The 19,120-nt window shown below is 66.6% G+C and carries 14 protein-coding genes and 1 pseudogene; 9 read left to right on the top strand and 6 right to left on the bottom strand.

From position 1 onward, the window contains the following. Positions 1-11 precede the first annotated feature (11 nt). Positions 12-2,000 (top strand): penicillin-binding protein 2, encoded by a 1,989-nt coding sequence (gene mrdA, locus BLQ28_RS13235; protein ID WP_093239841.1) that lies wholly within the window; start codon positions 12-14, stop codon positions 1,998-2,000. Between the two features lie 51 nt (positions 2,001-2,051). On the opposite strand, the gene BLQ28_RS13240 is transcribed toward mrdA, so the two are convergent. The 3 genes from BLQ28_RS13240 to BLQ28_RS13250 are packed head-to-tail and all read right to left on the bottom strand — an operon-like array spanning position 2,052 to position 5,448. Then, positions 2,052-3,005: a phosphate acetyltransferase gene (locus BLQ28_RS13240; RefSeq protein WP_093239843.1), complete on the bottom strand. Its 954-nt coding sequence runs from the start codon at positions 3,003-3,005 to the stop codon at positions 2,052-2,054. Positions 3,006-3,046: 41 nt separating this feature from the next. Beyond that, positions 3,047-3,961, bottom strand: a complete 915-nt coding sequence (locus BLQ28_RS13245; RefSeq protein WP_093239847.1) for a bestrophin family protein — start codon at positions 3,959-3,961, stop codon at positions 3,047-3,049. Between the two features lie 47 nt (positions 3,962-4,008). Beyond that, positions 4,009-5,448, bottom strand: coding sequence for an aldehyde dehydrogenase family protein (locus tag BLQ28_RS13250; protein WP_093239850.1), 1,440 nt, complete (start codon positions 5,446-5,448; stop codon positions 4,009-4,011). A 200-nt stretch (positions 5,449-5,648) separates the two neighbouring features. On the opposite strand from BLQ28_RS13250, the gene BLQ28_RS13255 reads away from it, so the two are divergent. The 6 genes and pseudogenes from BLQ28_RS13255 to BLQ28_RS13270 all read left to right on the top strand — a co-directional run bounded on the left by BLQ28_RS13255 (position 5,649) and on the right by BLQ28_RS13270 (position 13,941). Then, on the top strand, positions 5,649-6,350 hold the full coding sequence (locus BLQ28_RS13255) for a methyltransferase family protein (protein ID WP_218121930.1): 702 nt from the start codon (positions 5,649-5,651) through the stop codon (positions 6,348-6,350). 163 nt (positions 6,351-6,513) lie between these two features. Beyond that, on the top strand, positions 6,514-7,554 hold the full coding sequence (locus BLQ28_RS13260) for a methyl-accepting chemotaxis protein (RefSeq protein WP_093239854.1): 1,041 nt from the start codon (positions 6,514-6,516) through the stop codon (positions 7,552-7,554). A 317-nt stretch (positions 7,555-7,871) separates the two neighbouring features. Further along, on the top strand, positions 7,872-8,090 hold the full coding sequence (locus BLQ28_RS32620; protein WP_143012486.1) for a hypothetical protein: 219 nt from the start codon (positions 7,872-7,874) through the stop codon (positions 8,088-8,090). A gap of 133 nt (positions 8,091-8,223) precedes the next feature. Next, positions 8,224-8,331: pseudogene (locus tag BLQ28_RS33505) on the top strand (ESPR domain-containing protein); the annotation flags it as partial. Positions 8,332-8,403: 72 nt separating this feature from the next. Beyond that, positions 8,404-13,452 (top strand): autotransporter outer membrane beta-barrel domain-containing protein, encoded by a 5,049-nt coding sequence (locus BLQ28_RS13265; RefSeq protein WP_256327285.1) that lies wholly within the window; start codon positions 8,404-8,406, stop codon positions 13,450-13,452. Between the two features lie 60 nt (positions 13,453-13,512). Then, positions 13,513-13,941 carry a DUF2721 domain-containing protein gene (locus tag BLQ28_RS13270; RefSeq protein WP_093239859.1) on the top strand — a complete coding sequence of 143 codons (429 nt, stop codon included), beginning with the start codon at positions 13,513-13,515 and terminating at the stop codon, positions 13,939-13,941. A 66-nt stretch (positions 13,942-14,007) separates the two neighbouring features. On the opposite strand, the gene BLQ28_RS13275 is transcribed toward BLQ28_RS13270, so the two are convergent. Beyond that, a complete protein-coding gene (locus tag BLQ28_RS13275; RefSeq protein WP_093239862.1) occupies positions 14,008-15,051 on the bottom strand; it encodes an alpha/beta hydrolase family protein in 1,044 nt (347 codons plus the stop codon). 77 nt (positions 15,052-15,128) lie between these two features. Further along, positions 15,129-16,148, bottom strand: a complete 1,020-nt coding sequence (locus BLQ28_RS13280; protein WP_093239864.1) for an SMP-30/gluconolactonase/LRE family protein — start codon at positions 16,146-16,148, stop codon at positions 15,129-15,131. Positions 16,149-16,333: 185 nt separating this feature from the next. Here BLQ28_RS13280 and BLQ28_RS13285 point away from each other — a divergent pair, with 185 nt between their 5' ends. Next, on the top strand, positions 16,334-17,059 hold the full coding sequence (locus BLQ28_RS13285; RefSeq protein ID WP_176801103.1) for a TetR/AcrR family transcriptional regulator: 726 nt from the start codon (positions 16,334-16,336) through the stop codon (positions 17,057-17,059). A gap of 50 nt (positions 17,060-17,109) precedes the next feature. Here the strand turns inward: BLQ28_RS13285 and BLQ28_RS13290 are convergent, their stop codons facing one another. Beyond that, positions 17,110-17,730, bottom strand: coding sequence for an isochorismatase family protein (locus tag BLQ28_RS13290; protein ID WP_093239869.1), 621 nt, complete (start codon positions 17,728-17,730; stop codon positions 17,110-17,112). A 302-nt stretch (positions 17,731-18,032) separates the two neighbouring features. On the opposite strand from BLQ28_RS13290, the gene BLQ28_RS13295 reads away from it, so the two are divergent. Continuing rightward, positions 18,033-18,941 carry a LysR substrate-binding domain-containing protein gene (locus tag BLQ28_RS13295; RefSeq protein WP_093239872.1) on the top strand — a complete coding sequence of 303 codons (909 nt, stop codon included), beginning with the start codon at positions 18,033-18,035 and terminating at the stop codon, positions 18,939-18,941. Positions 18,942-19,120 lie beyond the last annotated feature (179 nt).

Raw genomic sequence — 19,120 nt, forward strand, 5'->3', positions numbered from 1 at the left:
CTGCTGTTCCGATGAATGAAATCCGCGATGCCGCCGCCGAGCTTTCCCGTTTTCGCCGCCGTGTGGTGGTGGTCGGCTGTGTGGTGCTGTTCGGGTTCGGGCTGATCGGGGCGCGCCTGGCGTACCTGCAAGTCATGCGCCACGAAGAGCTGGCCGACCGGGCCGAGAGCAACCGCACGGCCATCGTGCCGGTGGTGCCCAACCGGGGGCAGATCCTTGACCGCAACGGCGTGGTGCTGGCCTCGAACTACGCGGCCTACACGCTGGAGATCACGCCGTCGAAGGCGGGCGACCTTCATTCGACGGTGGAAGAGCTGGGCGCCATCGTCGAAGTCACGGCCAAGGACCGGCGCCGTTTCCAGCGACTGCGCGAAGACTCGCGCAGCTTCGACTCCATCCCTATCCGCACCCGCCTAAGCGATGAAGAAGTGGCGCGCTTTGCGGCCCAGCGCTATCGCTTTCCGGGTGTCGAGATCAAGGCGCGCCTGTTCCGCACCTACCCGCATGGCGACGTGGCGTCGCACGTCATCGGCTACATCGGCCGCATCAACCAGCGCGAGAAGAACGCGATGGACGACTGGGAAGAAGAGGAGCGCGCCAACTACCGGGGCACCGACTACATCGGCAAGCTCGGCATCGAGCAGAGCTACGAAAAAGCCCTGCACGGCCAGACCGGCGTGGAGCAGATGGAAACCTCGGCCGGCGGCCGTGCCGTGCGACAACTGGCCCGCCGACCGGCCACGCCGGGCCAGACGGTGATGCTGTCGCTCGACATCAAGCTGCAGAAGCTGGTGGAAGATATGTTTGGCGACCGCCGCGGCGCGCTGGTCGCCATCGACCCCAAGACCGGCGAGGTGCTGGCCTTCGTGAGCAAGCCGACCTTCGACCCGAACCTGTTCGTGGAAGGCATCGACACCGAAAGCTGGAAGGCACTGAGCGAATCGATCGACAACCCGCTGCTGAACCGCGCGCTGCGCGGCACCTACCCGCCGGGCTCGACCTACAAGCCGTTCATGGCCATGGCGGCGCTGCAGACCGGCACGCGCTCGGCGGAGAAGGTCGAGAACGACCCCGGCTTCTACAACTTCGGCGGCCGCACCTTCCTCAGCCACCGGGGCGGGCTGGGCGGTGTCGACATGCACCGCGCCATCCAGTTTTCGAGCAACACGTATTTCTATTCGCTGGCCAGCGAGATGGGCGTCGACCTGATCCACGACTTCATGGCGCCGCTGGGTTTCGGGCAGTTCACCGGCATCGACCTGATCGGCGAATCGCGCGGCGTGCTGCCGAGCAAGGCCTGGAAGCGCGCCGCGTACCGGCGCCCCGACATGAAGACCTGGCACGCCGGCGAAACCATTTCGCTGGGCATCGGCCAGGGCTACAACAACTTCACGATGCTGCAGCTCGCCTCGGCCAATGCCACGCTGGCCAACGGCGGCGTGCGCTACCAGCCGCATCTGGTGCGGGCCATCAGGGACACGGTCACCGGAGAAGTGGTGCGGCAGGTGCAGCCCCCGGCCCAGGACCTGGGCTACGCGCGCAAGCACGTCAACGTGGTGCGCGATGCGATGGTGGCGGTCACCAAGGGCGGCACGGGCACCCGCGTGTTTGCCGGTGCGACGTACACCTCGGCCGGCAAGACGGGCACGGCGCAGGCCGTGAGCCTGGGGCCCAAGGCGCGGGCCAGCGGCAAGGCGCTCGAAGCGCGCCAGCGCGATCACGCGCTGTACATGGCCTTTGCGCCGGCAGAGGCGCCCACCATCGCGGTGGCGGCCATCGTCGAAAACGCAGGCTTCGGCGCAGCGCATGCAGCGCCCATCGTGCGCCGCGTGTTCGACTACTGGATCTCCGGGCAATACCCGAACGAGGCCGACATGGCGGCGGTGCGGGTGGGACGGGCGGCCGCGCCCATCGGCCAGCCCCTGTCGGCGAGCGACGTGCAGGCCTTCGAGGCGCAGGCGGAAGCGGAAGAGGGCGTCGAAGAAACTTCGGTGCTCTGATGAGTCGGCGGGGCCGGGCGCCGCGCGGTCGAAGTCGCGAGAGAAGGGCGCTCAGCCCACCGCCTTGATGAGCCGCTCGCGCCCGGCCTTCGCCAGCATCGAGGCGACGGCGCACGAGGCGAGCCGCGCGGGCTCGGAGTCGGCGCGGCTCGTCAGGATCACGGGCACCTTCGTGCCCAGCACGATCCCCGCGGCATAGGCGCCGGCCAGGAAGGTCAGGCTCTTGGCCAGCATGTTGCCGGCGTCGAGGTCGGGCACGATCAGCACGTTGGCGCGGCCCGCGACCGGCGAGCTGATGCCCTTGATGCGCGCGGCTTCGGCGTCGATGGCGTTGTCCATGGCCAGCGGCCCGTCGAGCTGCGCGCCGGTGATCTGCCCACGGTCGGCCATCTTGCACAGCACGGCGGCATCGAGCGTCGAGGGCACCTTGGCGTTGACGGTCTCGGTGGCCGAGAGCAGCGCGACGCGCACCGCCGGCATCCGCAGCGCATGCGCCAGATCGATCGCGTTCTGGACGATGTCGACCTTTTCTTCGAGCGTGGGCGCGATGTTGATGGCCGCGTCCGAAATGATGAGCGGCTGCGAATGGCCGGGCACGTCCATCACGAAGCAATGGCTGATGCGGCGCGACGTTCGCAGGCCGCCTTCGCGGCGAACCACGGCGCCCATCAGCTCGTCGGTGTGCAGGCTGCCCTTCATCAGTGCGTCGACCTCGCCGCGCAGCGCCATGGCAACGGCCAGGTCGGCCGCGGCGTGGCTGTGCGGTGCATCGACGATCACGAGGTCCGAAGGATTGGCGCCGATGGCCAGCGCGGCCGCTTCGATGCGCGCGCGCGGGCCGATCAGCACGGGCGCGATCAGCCCCAGCCGCGCGGAGGCGAGCGCCGCTTCGAGCGACACCTCGTTGGTGGGGTGAACCACGGCGACGCGCAAGGCAGGCAACTCGCGCGCCGCCACGATCAGGCGGTCATAGTGCGGATGGGCGGCGGGGGTGGGCGATGTCATGCGGGCGGGTCCTGGTGGCAGGTTGCGGTGGCGGGCTATGGCTATGTCTGGATGTACGCGTCGGGCGGGGTGTCTTGCCGCGGCGGTTGCGGCTCGCCCATCATCTCGCGCAGGGTCGCCTCGATGGTGCGCGACATCGCATCGAGCGCAAGGTCGTTGGGTTCGGTGCCGAAGGGCTCCTCGATCTCGGCGCCCAGGGCTTCGAGCGCGAAGAAGGTGTAGGCGATGAAGGCGACCACCACCGGCGTCATGGCACCGATGGCGTCCACCATGCCGAAGGGCAGCAGCACGCAATAAAGGTAGATGGTGCGGTGGATGATGACGGCGTAGGTGAACGGAATCGGCGTGCTCGCGATGCGCTCGCAACCGCCCAGCGCCTCGGTCAGCCGCCCCAGCGGCACTTCCATGGCCTGGGCCAGCATCGGGTCGAGCCTGCCCTGCCGGCGCTGGTCGCGCAGCCATTCGCCCACCATCAAGAGCAGCACGGCCGGCTTGAAGCGCGCGGCCTGCAGGCGCGCGCAGTCTTCCGGCGGAAGCAGGCGCGCCAGGTCGGCGGCCGGGTCGCTGCCGCGCAACTGATGGCGCAGTGCATGCACGAAGGCGATGAGCCGCGTGGTCATCACGGTGGCTTCGGCGGGCGCGTCGGTCAGCGTCAGGGCCTGGCGCACCAGCGAACGCGTTTCGTTGAGCAGCGCGCCCCACAGCGTGCGCGCCTCCCAGTAGCGCGAATAGCTCGTGCTGTTGCGAAAGCCCAGGAAGATGGCCAGCGTCAGGCCGATGAGCGAGAAGGGCACGAAATTGAGCGGCACCTTCCAGTGAAACACCTGCCCGTGCAGCACGGTCACCAAAACCGCGAAGGCGGTGGTCCAGAGCAACTGCGGCGCAATGTCCGGCAGGACCGAACCGCGCCACACGAAGAGCATGCGCAGCCAATGGGGGCGGGGTCGGACGATCATCGGTCGGCCATTATCCCCGCCCAGGCCCAGTGCGGGCCGCGCTCAATTCAGGCTGCTGCGGCCTTCGGCGCGAAGCCCAGCATGGCCTTGACTTCGAGGAACTCGCCGAACGCGTGATCGCCCCATTCGCGCCCGTTGCCGGACTGCTTGAAGCCGCCGAAGGGCGCGCTCAGGTCGAGGGTCGCGCTGTTGATGTTCACCTGCCCGGCACGCAGGCGCGAGGCGACCTTTCTGGTCGCTTCAGGGTCCGAGCCCGACACGTAGGCCGCCAGGCCGTAGGGCGTGTCGTTGCCGATCTCGACGGCCTGCTCGACCGTGTCGTAGCCCAGGATCGTCAGCACCGGGCCGAAGATTTCTTCGCGCGCCACGGTCATCTGGTTGTTCACGTGGCCGAGCACCGTGGGCTTGACGTAGTAGCCGGTTTCCAGGCCCACGGGCTTGCCGGGGCCGCCGGCCACCACCGTGGCGCCTTCCTCGATGCCCTTGTGGATCAGCGTCTGGATCTTGTCCCACTGCGCCGCCGACACCACCGGGCCCAGCGCCGCGCCGCTGGCCGGGTCGCCGACCGTGGTGGCTTCCGCCGCCGCCTTCGCGATGGCCAGCGCCTCGGCCATGCGCGCGTTGGGCACCAGCATGCGCGTGGGGGCGTTGCACGACTGGCCCGAGTTGCCCATCACGCCGCGCACGCCCGCCGTCACGGCGTGCTGGAAGTCGGCGTCTTCCAGAATGATGTTGGGCGACTTGCCGCCAAGCTCCTGGTGCACGCGCTTCACGGTCGGCGCGGCGTTGCGGGCCACTTCGATGCCGGCGCGCGTGGAGCCGGTGAACGACACCATGTCGACCTCGGGGTGGCTGGAGAGCGCCGCGCCCACCGTCGGCCCGTCGCCGTTGACGAGGTTGAAGACGCCGGCGGGTACCTGGGCCGCGTCCATGATCTCGGTCCAGATCACGGCGGAGAACGGCGCGATCTCCGAAGGCTTGAGCACCATGGTGCAGCCCACGGCCAGCGCCGGCGCCACCTTGCAGGCGATCTGGTTGACGGGCCAGTTCCACGGCGTGATGAAGCCGCACACGCCGATCGGTTCTTTCACCAGCAGCGTGCTGCCGCGTGCCTCGTTGAACCTGTAGTTCTTCAACACTTCCAGCGCCGTCTGCAGATGCGCCAGGCCCATGGCGGCCTGTGCGTCCCGGGCCAGCGCGGCGGGTGCGCCCATCTCCTCGGTGATGGCGGCGGCCATGTCGGCATAGCGCTTCTTGTATTCGGCAAGGATGCGTTCGAGCAGCGCGGTGCGCTCCTGCACGCTGGTCTGCGAGTAGTCGGCGAAGGCGGCGCGCGCGGCACGCACCGCACGGTCGACGTCGGTGGCCGAGCCCATCGAGATCCGGCCGGCCGATTTTTCGGTCGCGGGGTTGATCACGTCGATGGCCTTCGGCTGGGCGGGGTCGACCCAGCGGCCGTCGATGTAGAACTTCAGGTAGTCGCGCATGTCTCTTTCTCCTGGTGGGTGGCTGTGTGCCGGATGCAATCGTTGTGCATCACAGAATACATCGATGAATGGCCGCGTGGAGAAGAGCGTGGAAGAGGGCCGTTGTGTTCCATTTCGGGACAACACCTCTGCCGGAGGTGGCTTGTGCCGAGGCCCGCAAGAGGCGGATGATGTGCTTCGCAGAGCACGTCGAGCACATCATGGAAGCGCCGAAAGACCCGCCCCCGATCTCGCCGCGCATGGCGGTCGCCTACGCGATCGGCATGCCGCTGGCATTGCTCGCGCTGATCTTCCTGCCCGCGGGCTCGATCGGTTGGCGGCCGGGATGGGTGTTCCTTGCGGTGCTGGTCCTGGGCTTCGGTGTTTCGGCGTTGGTGATCGCGCGGGTCAACCCGATGATCTATCGCGCGCGTAGCCGCTTCCAGCCGGGCACCAAGGGGTGGGACAAGGCGCTGCTCGCGGTCATCCTGCCGGCGATGGCGGCGATATTGCCCGTCGGGGCACTCGATGCCGGGCGCTGTCACTGGTCGAGCGTGCCTGATCTGGTCGTGGTGCTGGGCTATGTCCTGACGCTTAAGGGGATCGTCGTGACCGGATGGGCGCAGGCCGTGAATCCGTTCTTCGAGCCCGGCGTTCGTATCCAGTCCGAGCGCCACCAGCACGTGATCGACACCGGGCCTTACCGTTTCGTTCGCCATCCGGGGTATGCCGCGGCGCTCGCGTTGTTCTTCGGCATGGCGCTTGCGCTGGGTTCGTGGTGGGCGCTGGTGCCGGCTGCGCTTGCCTCCGTGGTTCTGGTCGTGCGGACAGCTCTGGAAGATCGCTTGCTGCAAGCCGGGCTTTCGGGGTACGCGGACTATGCGCGCCGTGTTCGATGGCGGCTGCTTCCCGGCGTCTGGTAATTGCGTGGTGAGGTGCCGGGGTGATGGCGGCCATTGACGCCATCGCTTCGCCCACGCGAGCGTGCACGCCGATGGTGCTCCCGTGCCGCGCGACACCGCGCGCGCCCGGCCTGATATTTGCTCCGCAGTGGAGAACAGCCAGTCATCCACTCGGGGCCATGCCATGTCGAATCCGCAGGAAATCGTCGGACTCACCCACCAGGTCAAGAAGCTGGCCAACGGAAAAATCTCCGACATCAACGACATCAACCGCGAGACCACCTTCCTCGCGCTCAACGCGCTGATCGAAGCTGCGCGCGCGGGCGATGCGGGCAAGGGCTTCGCGGTGGTGGCCAACCAGGTCAAGCAGGTGTCGACGCGCATCGCCGACATCACCACCGTGCTCAACAAAGAGCTTGCCGGTTCGCTGTCGAAGCTGACCGACCTGGGCGACAGCATGATCGAGCGGTTGCGCTCGCATGAAGGGCAGCGCTGCGCCGACCTTGCACTGAACATGATCGACATCGTCGATCGCAATCTTTATGAGCGCTCGTGCGACGTGCGCTGGTGGGCCACCGATTCCGCCGTGGTCGACTGCCTTGCCGGTGGCGGTGCGCCGCAGCGCGAGCACGCATCGCGCCGGTTGTCGGTGATTCTCGACAGCTACACCGTGTACCTCGACCTGTGGATCGTGGACGCGTCGGGCACCGTGCTCTCGAATGGCCGCTCGCAAAGCTACCCGGTCGCGGGCCGGAACGTCGCCAATGCGCGCTGGTTCAAGGAGGCGATGAAAACGCCGTCGGGCGCCGACTTTGTTGCCGGCGACGTCGAGGCCTTGCCGTTGTTGAACAACGCGCACGTTGCCACCTACGCCACCGCGATCCGCGAGCGCGGCGCCGTCGACGGCCGGCCGCTGGGCGCGCTGGTGATCTTCTTCGACTGGGCCGCACAGGCCCGCGCGGTCGTCAAGGGCGTGCGGCTCACCGACGAGGAATGGCGGCGCACACGCTGCCTGATCGTCGACTCCACATTCCGCGTGATCGCCAGTTCGGATTCGGCGGGCGTGCTCGCCGAACGGTTCAACCTCGTCACCGGCGGGCAGCGCACCGGCTTCTATCGCACGGCTGATGGGCGCACCACGGTGTCGTTCGCGGCGACGCCGGGGTACGAAAGCTATCGGGGGCTGGGCTGGTATGGCGTCGTGGTGCAGAAGGCGCCTGTTTGAGCGGTGTCGCCGCAGGGCGTGCCGGACGACACGAAGACGGGCGGACGCGACGTCACGCCACGTCACACCGAAAGGCTTGGGCGCAAGCGGCTCTCGATGCGCGCCTGATCTTCGCCAGGCGGGAAGGGCCGCAAACGCCTGTTGGGTGACGAAGGCAGGGGCGCAGCACCAGCGTTGCTGACCCGCCTCACCCGGCCCGGCATTGGACTTTAGTCCAATGCGCCGCGCACGATTAACTCCTAGGATCGCGCCGCCCGCGCATGCGTTGGCGTGCGCCAGATCCCTTTTCGTCCAGAAAAAAACAGGAGAAGAAACCCATGAATCGCATCCGTCGTGTCGTTTTCAATCGCGTGCACACATGGATGCGTTGTCGACTCTCACCTGAAGGGCTCGGCGGAAAACGCTCTTCGGGTCGCAAGGGCTGGGGCAAGAACGCAGCGCCTGCCGTGTCTTCATGGTGGGTGCTTATCCCTGAATTCAGGGATTTCAACGGAGTGTTTCTTTCTGTATCTTTCGCCCGATCGACCGGGTCGTGAAGCGAGCAGTCTTGCAGTGGCAGGGCTCGCCTGCACTGGCTTTCGAGGTGCTGCCTGCAACCAGCGCCCGGCATTGCGGCACCACGCTTGTGGGCCGGCAAGTTTCTGCATTTCAGCAAATCGGGGGGAATCAATGAATCGCGCGTACCGCCTTGTCTTCAACTCTGCAAGCGGCATGCTGCAGGTCGTCTCGGAGCTTGCGCGCGCGCCGGGTGGCGGGGCGTCCAGTGCCCGTGTCACGGCGCGGCGCGGGCGTGTTCGGGTGAGGGGGAAGGCTGCTTTGGCATTTCTTGCACTGGCCGCAGCGATACCGATGAGCGCTAGAGCTGGCGGTCCTCCCCCGTCGACGCTGCCTGGGGGCGGTGTGATCGTCAGTGGCATTGGTTCGATCACCACCACTGGCCAGACCATGACCGTGACACAGACTTCGCAGCTGGTGGCGCAGAACTGGAGCACGTTTGACCTTGGCGGCACAGCGTCGATCAGCTTCGAGCAACAGGGCACGGGAAGCCTCTCGATCAATCGAATCCTCAACCAGACGCCCAGCCAGATCTACGGCACCGTCGCCTCGAACGGTCAACTTTTCCTGAGCAACGCCAATGGCATCGTCTTCGGACCGGGCGCCCAGGTGAATGCAGGTGGGTTCCTGGCCACCGCACTGGACATCACGAAGAACGGAAATCGATACCTGCTCGACGTGAACGCCAGCAGTTCCAGCGCAGTCATCAACAACGGCACCTTGCAGGCTTCGGCCGGTGCCTCGGTAGCGCTGGTGGGTGCAAATGTGACCAACAGCGGCAACATCGTTGCCCAGTCGGGACGCATCAACCTTTCGGCTCTTGATCATGCGGAGCTGGCGTTCGATGGCAACAGGCTGATCGACATCCTTGCGAACGGAGCGCTCACCGGAGCCTTGAGTGCCGGGTCACCGGCCGTCAGCAACGTCGGGACTCTGCAGGCTGACGGCGGGGTGATCGTGCTGCAGGCGGTCGCAACGCCGGGGCTGTTCGCCCAGCTGGTCAGCAACAGCGGTGTGATCCAGGCCCAGGGGTTCAGCGGCAACGGCGGAACCGTCACGATGAACGCGCAGGGCGGTGGTGTCGTCTTGGCAGGTTCAATCGACGTCAACGGAGTCAATGGAGGGCAAGTCTCCCTGTCCTCCGACACCGGGGTGTTGATCGCGGGGACGATCAATGCAACAGGCACCTCGGCGGGCGGGACCGTCATGGTCAGCGGCGGCCTGATTGACCTGCAGGCTCGTAGCCGCATCAACGCGGGCTCCGGGCAGATTGTCCTCACGTCGACCGATGCGATCAAGCAATCAACGGGTTCTTCGATCACCGGCACTCTGATGGGAAGTTCTGTGTTGGCCGCAACCCTCGACGGCGACAACAAGATCAGCAACCTCGGCCACTTTTCGGCCAACGACTTCCGCCTGAACAACGGGCAATCCCTGACGGTCACCGACGCGCTCAATGGCGGCACCAGCACGGCCCTGACAGTTGTCGGCGACCTGACGCTCAATGCCGACGTCATCGGCGCGACCACGACACTCAATTCGACAGGCTTCATCACCCAGACCGCCGGAGCCATCACGGCCACCAAGCTCTCCGGCAGTTCGGGACGCGATGCGACATTGAGCAACGTCAACCAGATCGCCGAACTGGGCGACTTCGACAGTGGCGGCACGTTGACCTTGAATACCAGCCAGGCATTGAAGGTCACCGGCGGCGTCACGGCCAGAAAACTCAAGCTGAGTGCCGCGAACGGCACCGTTGTCACCGGCGCGATACAGACCGAAACCCTCGGCAGCGGCACGACGATCGGCGCAGGCACATTGCAGATCGGCAATGGCGGAAACACCGGCTCGATCGAGGGCAACGTCAACCTCGACACGCAGCTCATCTTCAAGCGCAACAACGCAGTGACCTTCGACGGAGCCGTGGCCGGCGCGGGTTCGCTGTCGCAGTCCGGCAGCGGCACGCTCACGCTGACAGGCGCCAGCACCTATACCGGCGGCACGACGGTGGCGGCCGGCACGCTGCGCGTGACCAACACCGCGGGCAGCGCGACCGGCAGCGGCGCAGTGCAGGTCAACAGCGGCGCAACGCTGGCCGGTGGCGGCATCATCGCGGGCGCCGTCCACATCGCCAGCGGCGGCATCCTGTCACCCGGCAACAGCCCTGGCACGCTGACCACAGGCGCGCTGAGCCTGGACAGCGGCGCCATCCTCAACTACGAACTCGGCCAGGCCGGTGCACCCGGCGGTGCACTCAACGACCTCATCGACGTGAAGGGCAACCTTGCCCTGAACGGCACGCTCAACGTCACCGAGTCGGCAGGCGGCAACTTCGGCCCCGGCCTGTACCGCCTCATGAAGTACAGCGGCACGCTGACCGGCAACGGCCTGTCGATCGGAACGTCGCCGGCCAAGGCCGCGGCGGCGGACCTGTACGTGCAGAGCTCGGTCGCCGGCGAGGTCAACCTCATCAACAGCACGGGCGCCAAACTCAACTTCTGGGACGGTGGCGACCCGACGAAATACAGCGATGGCGCGGCCGGTGGCGGCTCCGGCACCTGGGGCCTTCGCAGCCCCAACGACGGCTGGACCGATGCCGACGGCAAGCTCAACAAGGCCTGGACGCAGAACGAGTTCGCCATGTTCGGCGGCAAGGCCGGCACCGTCACCGTGGACAACGGCGCGGGCAACGTCAGCATCGGCGGTGCACAGTTCTTTGCCGACGGCTACGTCGTCAACGGCGGCGCGCTCACGCTCGGCAATGCCGCCACGACCATCAAGGTCGGCGACGGCACGGCTTCCGGCGCGGCCATGACGGCCACCATCCAGTCGGTGCTGACCGGCACGGGCGGCCTCGTGAAAGACGACATGGGCACGCTGGTCCTGAAGGGCGCCAACAACTACACGGGCGGCACGACCGTCAAGGCCGGCGTGCTGCAGGGCGACACCACCAGCCTGCAGGGCGACATCGTCAACAACGCCAGGGTCACCTTCGACCAGCCGACGAACGGCACCTACGCCGGCACGATGAGCGGCACTGGCAGCCTTCGCAAGATCGGCGGCGGCGAGCTGTTGATGACGGCGCTCAACAGCTACAGCGGCGGCACGCTGATCGAGGCCGGCACCGTGAACACCTCGGTCACCGGTGCACTGGGCAGCGGCAACGTCTTCGTGGCGGGCGGCGCGGGCCTCGTCTTCAGCGGCAACGCCGATCCGGGGAGCCTGACCATCACGACGGGCCCGCGCGATGGCGCGACCAGCGGCGGGTTCGTGGCGTTCTCGGGCAGCGGCTCGGCGGCGCGGACATCGCTCGTCACCAGCGCGGACGGCACGCTGGATATTTCCGGCGGCACGACAGGCGGCATGGCCATCGGCGCACTGGCGGGCGCCGGCAAGGTGCTGCTGGGCGGCAAGGCGCTGACGACCGGCAACCTGAATGCGAGCACCGAAATCTCGGGCGTGATCTCGGGCGCCGGCGGCTCGCTGGAAAAGGTCGGCACGGGCGCGTTGACGCTCTCGGGCGCCAACACCTACACCGGTGGCACGGCCCTGCGCCAGGGCCGGCTGAACCTCGGCAACAACCAGGCGCTGGGCACCGGTGTGCTGTCGATGGACGACGACACCACGCTGGGCTTCAGCGCCGATGGCCTGCGCATCGCCAATGCGATCAAGCTGACCGGCAACAACGATCCCGTCATCGACACCGGCGCCTTCAATGCCACCTTGAGCGGCGCGATCAGCGGGGGCGGTTTCATCACCAAGCAGGGAACGGGCGCGCTGACGCTGTCGGGTGCCAACACCTACAGCGGCGCGACCAACGTGGCGCAGGGCACGCTGTCGGCGGGCGCGGCCAACACCTTCAGCGCGGCGTCGGCACACAGCGTGGCAGCCGGCGCGACGCTCGATCTCGCAGGCTTCAACCAGACGGTCGCGTCGCTGGCCAACAGCGGCACGGTCTCTCTGCCCGGCAGCACGCCGGGCGCGACCCTGACCGTCAACGGCCCGTACGTGGGCAACAACGGTGTGCTGAAGCTGGGCGCGGTCCTGAATGGCGGCGGCCCATCGGACCGCCTGATCCTCAACGGCCCCACGGCGGTTGCCAGTGGCAAGACCAGCGTGCAGGTCGTCAACTTCGGCGGCCTCGGTGCGCTGACCAGCGGCAATGGCATCGAGGTCATCACCGCGCAGAACGGTGCGACCACGACCGCGCAGACGACCAAGGACGCGTTCTCTCTGGCCGGCGGCCACGTCGATGCCGGCGCCTACGAGTACCGGCTCAATCCCGGCGACGCCAACGGCGCGGGCGAAAACTGGTACCTGCGTTCCACCGCCAATGCGGTGTCCCCGACAAACCCGGCAGGCCTGCCCGTCATTGCCTACCGGCCCGAAGCGGCGCTCTATGCCGCGCTGCCCAGCCAACTGCGCCAGGGCAACCTCGCGATGTTGGGCGATGTGCGCAAGCGCGTGGGCGACGACGACGCGAAGGGTTCGGCCATTGCGTCGACAGGTTCGGATCGCCGTGCCTGGGCCCGCGTGCTGTCCACCGACATCGACATCCGGCAGGGCGGCGCCGTCTCGCCCGACAGCAAGGGGCGCCTGACCGGCTTCCAGGCCGGCACCGACCTGATCGCCGCGCCGAACTGGCGCGCTGGCCTCTACGTCGGCCAGCTCGACGGCGATGCACGCGTCAAGGGTTTCGCCAGCGGCATCAGCAACCTGGGCGTGGGCCGCAACGATCTGCGCAGCCAGTACTTGGGCATCTACGGCACCTACACCGGCGACAGCGGCTTCTATGCCGATGCCGTGCTGCAGGCGGGCCGCCACCGCTACACGGTGGCGCCGATGTGGAGCGCCGGGGTGGGGGGCAAGGGCAGCAGCCTTCTGGCGTCCATTGAAGTAGGGCAGTCTTTCGCGCTGGGCAACAGCGGCTGGGCGATCGAGCCGCAGTTGCAGCTCATCCATCAGCATCTGGACCTGGACAACTCGCTGATCGCCGGTGCCGTGGTTCAGCCGCAAGCGGACAACGGCTGGATCGCCCGCGCGGGCTTGCGGGTCAAGGGCGAGGTCGATACCGGCATCGGCACGCTGCAGCCGTATGGTCGCCTCGACATCTACAAGACCTCGCGTGGCACGGACACCGCACGCTTCGTGAGCGGTGCAAGCATCACCCACGTCACCGCGCCCGTGGGCGGCACGAGCACCGAGTTGGCGGGCGGCTTCACGCTGGCGCTGAATCAGACGACCAGCCTGTACGGCGAAGTGGGCAAGCTGTGGTCTTCGGGTGGCGATGCCAAGGTCAGGAGCGGGATCAACGGCTCACTGGGCGTGCGCATGAAGTGGTGACCGGATAGTCCCGCCCGGCACATCTTGTTCCCGACCGTTGCGCCGGTTACCCTTGTTCTCATGCTCAGTATTCACGCAGACACCTCCCACGTGATCCAACTGGCCGTGGGGCCATCGTTCATGCTGGCGGCCATCGGGGGCACGCTGACGGTCCTCACGAACCGCCTTGCGCGTGTGAACGACCGCATGCACAAGTGCCGGGACGAACGCGACGAGGCCGTGCCGGCCAAGTGCATCGACATCGACACCGAACTCGGCACGCTCAATCGCCGCGCCAAGATCCTCAATGGGGCGATCTCGACGGGGGCGCTGTGCGGCGTCATCGTCTGCCTGCTGATCGGCTCGCTGTTCGTGGCCAACGAACTCGAGCTGGCCTTCGACCGCCCGGTCGCGGTGCTTTTCGTCGTGGCCATGCTCGCGCTGATCGCCACCTACGCGCTGCTGCTGGTCGAAGTCTTTGTGACCCAGCGCAGCATCAATCCGACGTAGCGTTTCCGCAAGGGAAGGGCGGGCCATCGAAACCGGATGGCCCGTCGAACCGCCATCGCCGGCCGTCTACCGAAGGCGTTGGGCCATCCATCCGATCATCTTGGGCATGACCTCGTCGAGGCGGGTGACGGCGCAGTGGCCGGTGTTCGCCAGCAGTTCCACCACCGTGTCCTTGCGCCCCTCGAACACCAGCGTGTCGTGTTGCGGGACATGCACGTCGTCCGCGCCATTGACGACCAGCATGGGTGCATTCGTCTGGCGATCGAGCAGCGGGCGCAACGAGAAGGCGGAGAGCGCGCGCGTCACGTCCTCCTGCGGCGGGCGCTGGCTGAAGCCCAGCGCGTTGCCGACGATGTCGGACATGCCGAAGCTCGCGACGCCCTTGGGCGCGAAAGACGCTTCGACGGGGCCGCCAAGCACGATGGCCGCATCCACTTCGCCGGCGAGGCCCGAACGCGCCGAGAAATAACCGCCCATCGAAATACCAAGATGGCCGACCTTGCGCGCGCCGAGCGACTTCGCTTCGGCCACCAGTCCGCTCACGATCTGCACGCTCTCGGCGGACATGGGAATCTGCGACTCGCCCGTGCCGGGAATATCGAAGGCGATGACGCGCAGGCCCGCGTGCTGCGCGAAGGCGAGGAAGATCAGCGGAAGGTCCATCTTCCAGGAGTCGACGCCGCCGCTGGCAAGCAGGACCGGCGCATCGGACGGCGCGCCCTTGGGCGAGAAGATGTTGACGGCCACGGGCGTCGTCGTGTCGCCGATCGGAAGCTGCAGCACGCGGCGTTCGTGGTCGACCGGGAACTCGCGGGACCACAGCTCGTATTGCGCGAGCTGATGTTGCAAGGCGCGCCGGCTCGCGTCGTTGGCAAGCGTCGGGAACTTCGCCCAGCCGTAGGTGACCGCTGCGAGGTCATGCCGGCCGGCATCCGCGTACCGCTTGGCAAGTTGCGACCACTCGTACACCCAGCCACCGGGCTCGTCGACCCACATGCGCCTGGTCGACGCGCGCACCGCATCGACGTCGGCGGGAGCGAGCCCTCTGACCATCTGGGGGTAGCGCTCGTGGAAGAGTTCTTGTGGATCGATGGGCCATTCGTAAGACATGCGATTGCTCCTTTGCTGGGTGAGATGCAGGGTGATTTGCGGCAGGGCGGTTGCCCCGGCTTCTTGAGGGGAAGTGCTCAGCGCCAATGGGCCAGCGGCAATCCGGCGACTGGCGAGCGAAAGCTCGCCAGCATGTTGCCCATCAGGCTGCCGAGGTACACGGTCCGCAGGTCGGTGCCACCGAACGTGATGCTGGCCATCCAGGGCGCGAGCGTGCCGTGCGCCTTTGCCATCACCTCCATCGTCAATGTCCCGGCGGCGGCATGCGCTTCGAGCGCGGCATTTGCCTGCGGGTTGCCGTCGTCCAGCAGCTCCAGCACCTCTCCCTCGGGGGTGATGGCCAGCAGCCGGTCGGACATGATCATCGTGACCCACAGATTGCCAAAGGCGTCGAACGCGATGCCGTCCGGCGAACCGGCGCCCAGCGATGGTGGGCCGAACACTTCGCGTCCGGACAGCGAACCATCGGCCGCAACCTTCAGGCGCGAAACCCGCTTGGCGGCGGTCTCCACGACATAGAGCCACTCTTCCTTCGCGTCCAGCCGTACCTCGTTGGTGAACGCGAATCCGTCGGCGACCACGCGGGCGCCGCGTTCGTCGAGAAGGATGATGTAGCCGTCGCTGACGCCGGGCTTCAATGCATCCGTCCACGGATTGATGCGCGTGGACACCGTGATCCACAGCCGGTTTCGGGAATCGCGCAGAACGAAGTTGGTCTTGCCGATGGGTAGGCCATCGATGGTGTCGAGCAGCACCGTGCATTGGCCGTCGTCGCGCCGCATCGACTCCAGCCGGTCGGTGCCGAAGTTGGCGATCAGCAGGTTGCCCTCGGCATCGAAGGCCAATCCATTCGGTAGCGTGCCGGAAGTGAAGCGGCCGTGCAGGTCGCTCGTGCTGTCGAAATGCGGGTCGGCCTGCTGTGCGATCAGCCGCTGCGAGCCGTCGGGTCGGATATGCATCACGCCGCCGCGAGCGTCGGCCGCCCAGAGATCGCCGTTGGGCTCGGCCAGAACGCATTCGGGGCGTTTCAGGTCGACGCCAACGGGCTTTACCAGGGTTCGGTCGACCTTCCAGCCGCGCAGAGGGTTCGTCGTCATCTTGTCTCCAGGAATTTGCGTGCTGCTGCTTGGCCTGCCTGCCCGCTTCAATTGATTATACGTACGTATAAGAAATTCAACCAATCCAATTGCTTGCACGAATGGATAAACTGGCTCCGCATTTCAGGGCCGAAGACGCCGCCACAGGCGACGGCGCCATGCCCTGTCACTCCGAATCGGTATCCATGGCCACCAGCACCAAGACCTCCAAAGCACGCACGCCGCAAAAGCGCACGCCACAGCCCCGACCGGACAGCGAGCAAACCCGGGAGCGCATCCTGGACAGTGCCGAGAAGCTCTTTGCGCGGCACGGGTTTCACGGAACGTCCATACGCGATATCGCGACCGATGCGGACTATCAGTTCGCGCTGGTCGGCTACCACTTCGGCTCCAAGCTCGAACTCATGGACAGAGTGCTGGGGCGACGCTCCGAAGTCCTGAATGCCGAGCGGCTGGCATTTCTCGAGCAGGCACGCGCAGACAACAAGGGGGCTGCGATTCCGGTGCGCACGCTCGTGGAGGGCTATGTCGGAACCATCGTGGCGCGGGCCTCCAGGAACGATGCAGGTTGGCGCAACTACACGCAGCTTGTTGGAAGTGCAGGGGGCAGTGCGGAGTGGACGGAACTCACCGACCGGCACTTCAACGCGGTGGCGCGCGAGTACCTGGGCGAGTTGCAGCGCAGCCTGCCGACGGTGCCGAGCGAGGCCCTTCACCAGGCGTTCTTCTTCGCTGTCGGGGCGATGGTCACGGCCTGCGCGAGGCCGGGACGGATCGAGACGCTGTCTCGAGGCAAATTCAAATCCAAGGATCTCTCGACGATGTACGAGAACCTGTGCACCTTCCTGGAAGGCGGCTTCAAGGCTGTCGCCAGTCGGCAGCCGAAGTCACCGGCAAGCCGACAGCCTTGATGCGGTGGCCGGCAAGCCGATGGCGTGCACGGACCGAGGAGCCTGCGCAATCAGCGATGCGAGAAGTACTGCTTCAGGCCATACACGAGGCCACCGAACGGAATGTTCAGCGCGGCGTAGACGGCTTCGGCGTCGGGGGCTGCGTTGTCCGCCAGGATTTCCACCGCGACGTTCGAATAGCCCACGGGGATCACGCCGGCCTGCTGCATGCGCAGAACGCCCATTTCGACCTGCGTCTTCGAGAAGCCGCCCGACGCATCGATCACGGCGTAGCTGCTGTAGCCGTCGGCAATCGCCGAGATGGCGGGGAAGGCCAGGCAGACGTCGGTGGAAACGCCCGTCACGATCAGCTTCTTGCGGCCGGTGGCCTTGACGGCCGCCACGACGCGAGGCTCGTCCCACGCATTGACGGTGGTGCGCTCGATGCGCTGGATGCCGGGCAGGGCCTCGGCCAGCTCGGGAATCATCGGGCCCCACATGCTTTCGGTGGTCGTCGTGACGATCACGGGCACCTTCAGCGCCAGCGCGGCCTTGGCAAGGCCGACGACGTGGTGCTTCAGTTCCAGCGTGTCGATGTCGCGAACGCCGGTGTAAAGGCCGATCTGGTGATCGACGAGCAGCAGCACTGCGTTTTCGCGGGTCAGGCGGTCGTAGAGATGGGTCGAGTTCATGGCGAGGGTTTCCTTGGTGGGACGGGTTGAGGGTGAGGGTGTTGCAGCGTTCGCGACGGCACCGGCGCCTGCGCTCAGCGCCACCGCAGCGACGGCTGCGTTCGAGTGATTCAGGAAATTGCGACGATTCATTTGTGGCTCCTTGGGCCGGCTCGTCGAAATGACGTCAACTCGGCGTGGGATGAACTTTATTGACGGGACGATCAGTCAACAATTGGCCAAAATGGAATCCATCGTCCCTATAACGGGACGATTGATAGAACCCAAGGACGCTTTCCTCCCGCGCCCAGGAGCACACACGAATGCTTGATCTGAACGACGTCTATCTCTATGCCCAAGTGATCGAACACAGGGGCATCACCGCCGCGGCGCGTGTGCTCGACGTGCCGAAATCGAGCATCAGCCGCCGCATCCTTGCGCTGGAGGCCTCGCTGGGTGCCCGGCTCATCCAGCGCACGTCCAGGCGCTTCGTGGTGACCGAAATCGGCGAAGAGGTCCATCGCCACGCATTGGCGATGCTCGTCGAGGCCGAGTCGGTCGAGAGCATCGTGCGCCAGCGAACGGCCGAGCCCAGTGGCACGATCCGCTTCACCTGCTCGGTGGCATTCGCGCAGTTGGCGCTGGCGGAATTGATCCCGCGTTTCATGACGCAATTTCCGCGTGTGCGGATCGTGCAGCACGCAACGAACCGGCATGTCGATCCGGTGCAGGATGGCTTCGACCTGTGCCTGCGCGCGCACACGCATCCGCTGCCCGACTCGACGCTCGTGCAACGCCCACTGGCGCGGCTTCCATGGCATCTCTTTGCCGGGCCTGCCTACCTGGCCCGCAAGGGAATACCCGATCACCCCGATGCCCTGTCATCGCACGACGCGCTCGCCTTGAGGGGCCCGCAGGACGATCACGCCTGGCGGCTGACCGACGTTGGCGATGCGGGCGTGGTGGTCGACGTGCCGTTCAATCCATGCCTCGAGAGCGACGACATGGCGACGCTCAAGGCGGCGGCACGCCAGGGCGTCGGCATCGTCGCGCTGCCGGGCTATGTCGGACGCGATGAAGTCGCCAGGGGAGAGCTGGTGCGCGTGCTGCCGCAATGGACGGCCGGCGTCGCGACCATGAGCCTGCTCATACCTTCGAGGCGGGGCCTGTTGCCTTCGGTGCGTGCGTTTGCCGAGTTCCTGGCGGAGCATGTGCCGTCGGTCGTGGCTTGAAGCGCGCAGTCGCGCGTGGCAACCCTATCGCCCCTCTGGCCCTGCACGCCCACATGGAGAAAGGCAGCATCGCCGACGACGAGGCCACCAGCGCGATGTCGCGACCCTGAAGCACCCAATGCGAAGTTCGGCGTCAGAATCTTCAGCGGCGCGCAAGCATTCCGCCGGAGGCGCCCGCC

The sequence above is a fragment of the Variovorax sp. EL159 genome, assembly GCF_900100965.1.
In the GTDB taxonomy this organism is placed as follows: domain Bacteria; phylum Pseudomonadota; class Gammaproteobacteria; order Burkholderiales; family Burkholderiaceae_C; genus Variovorax.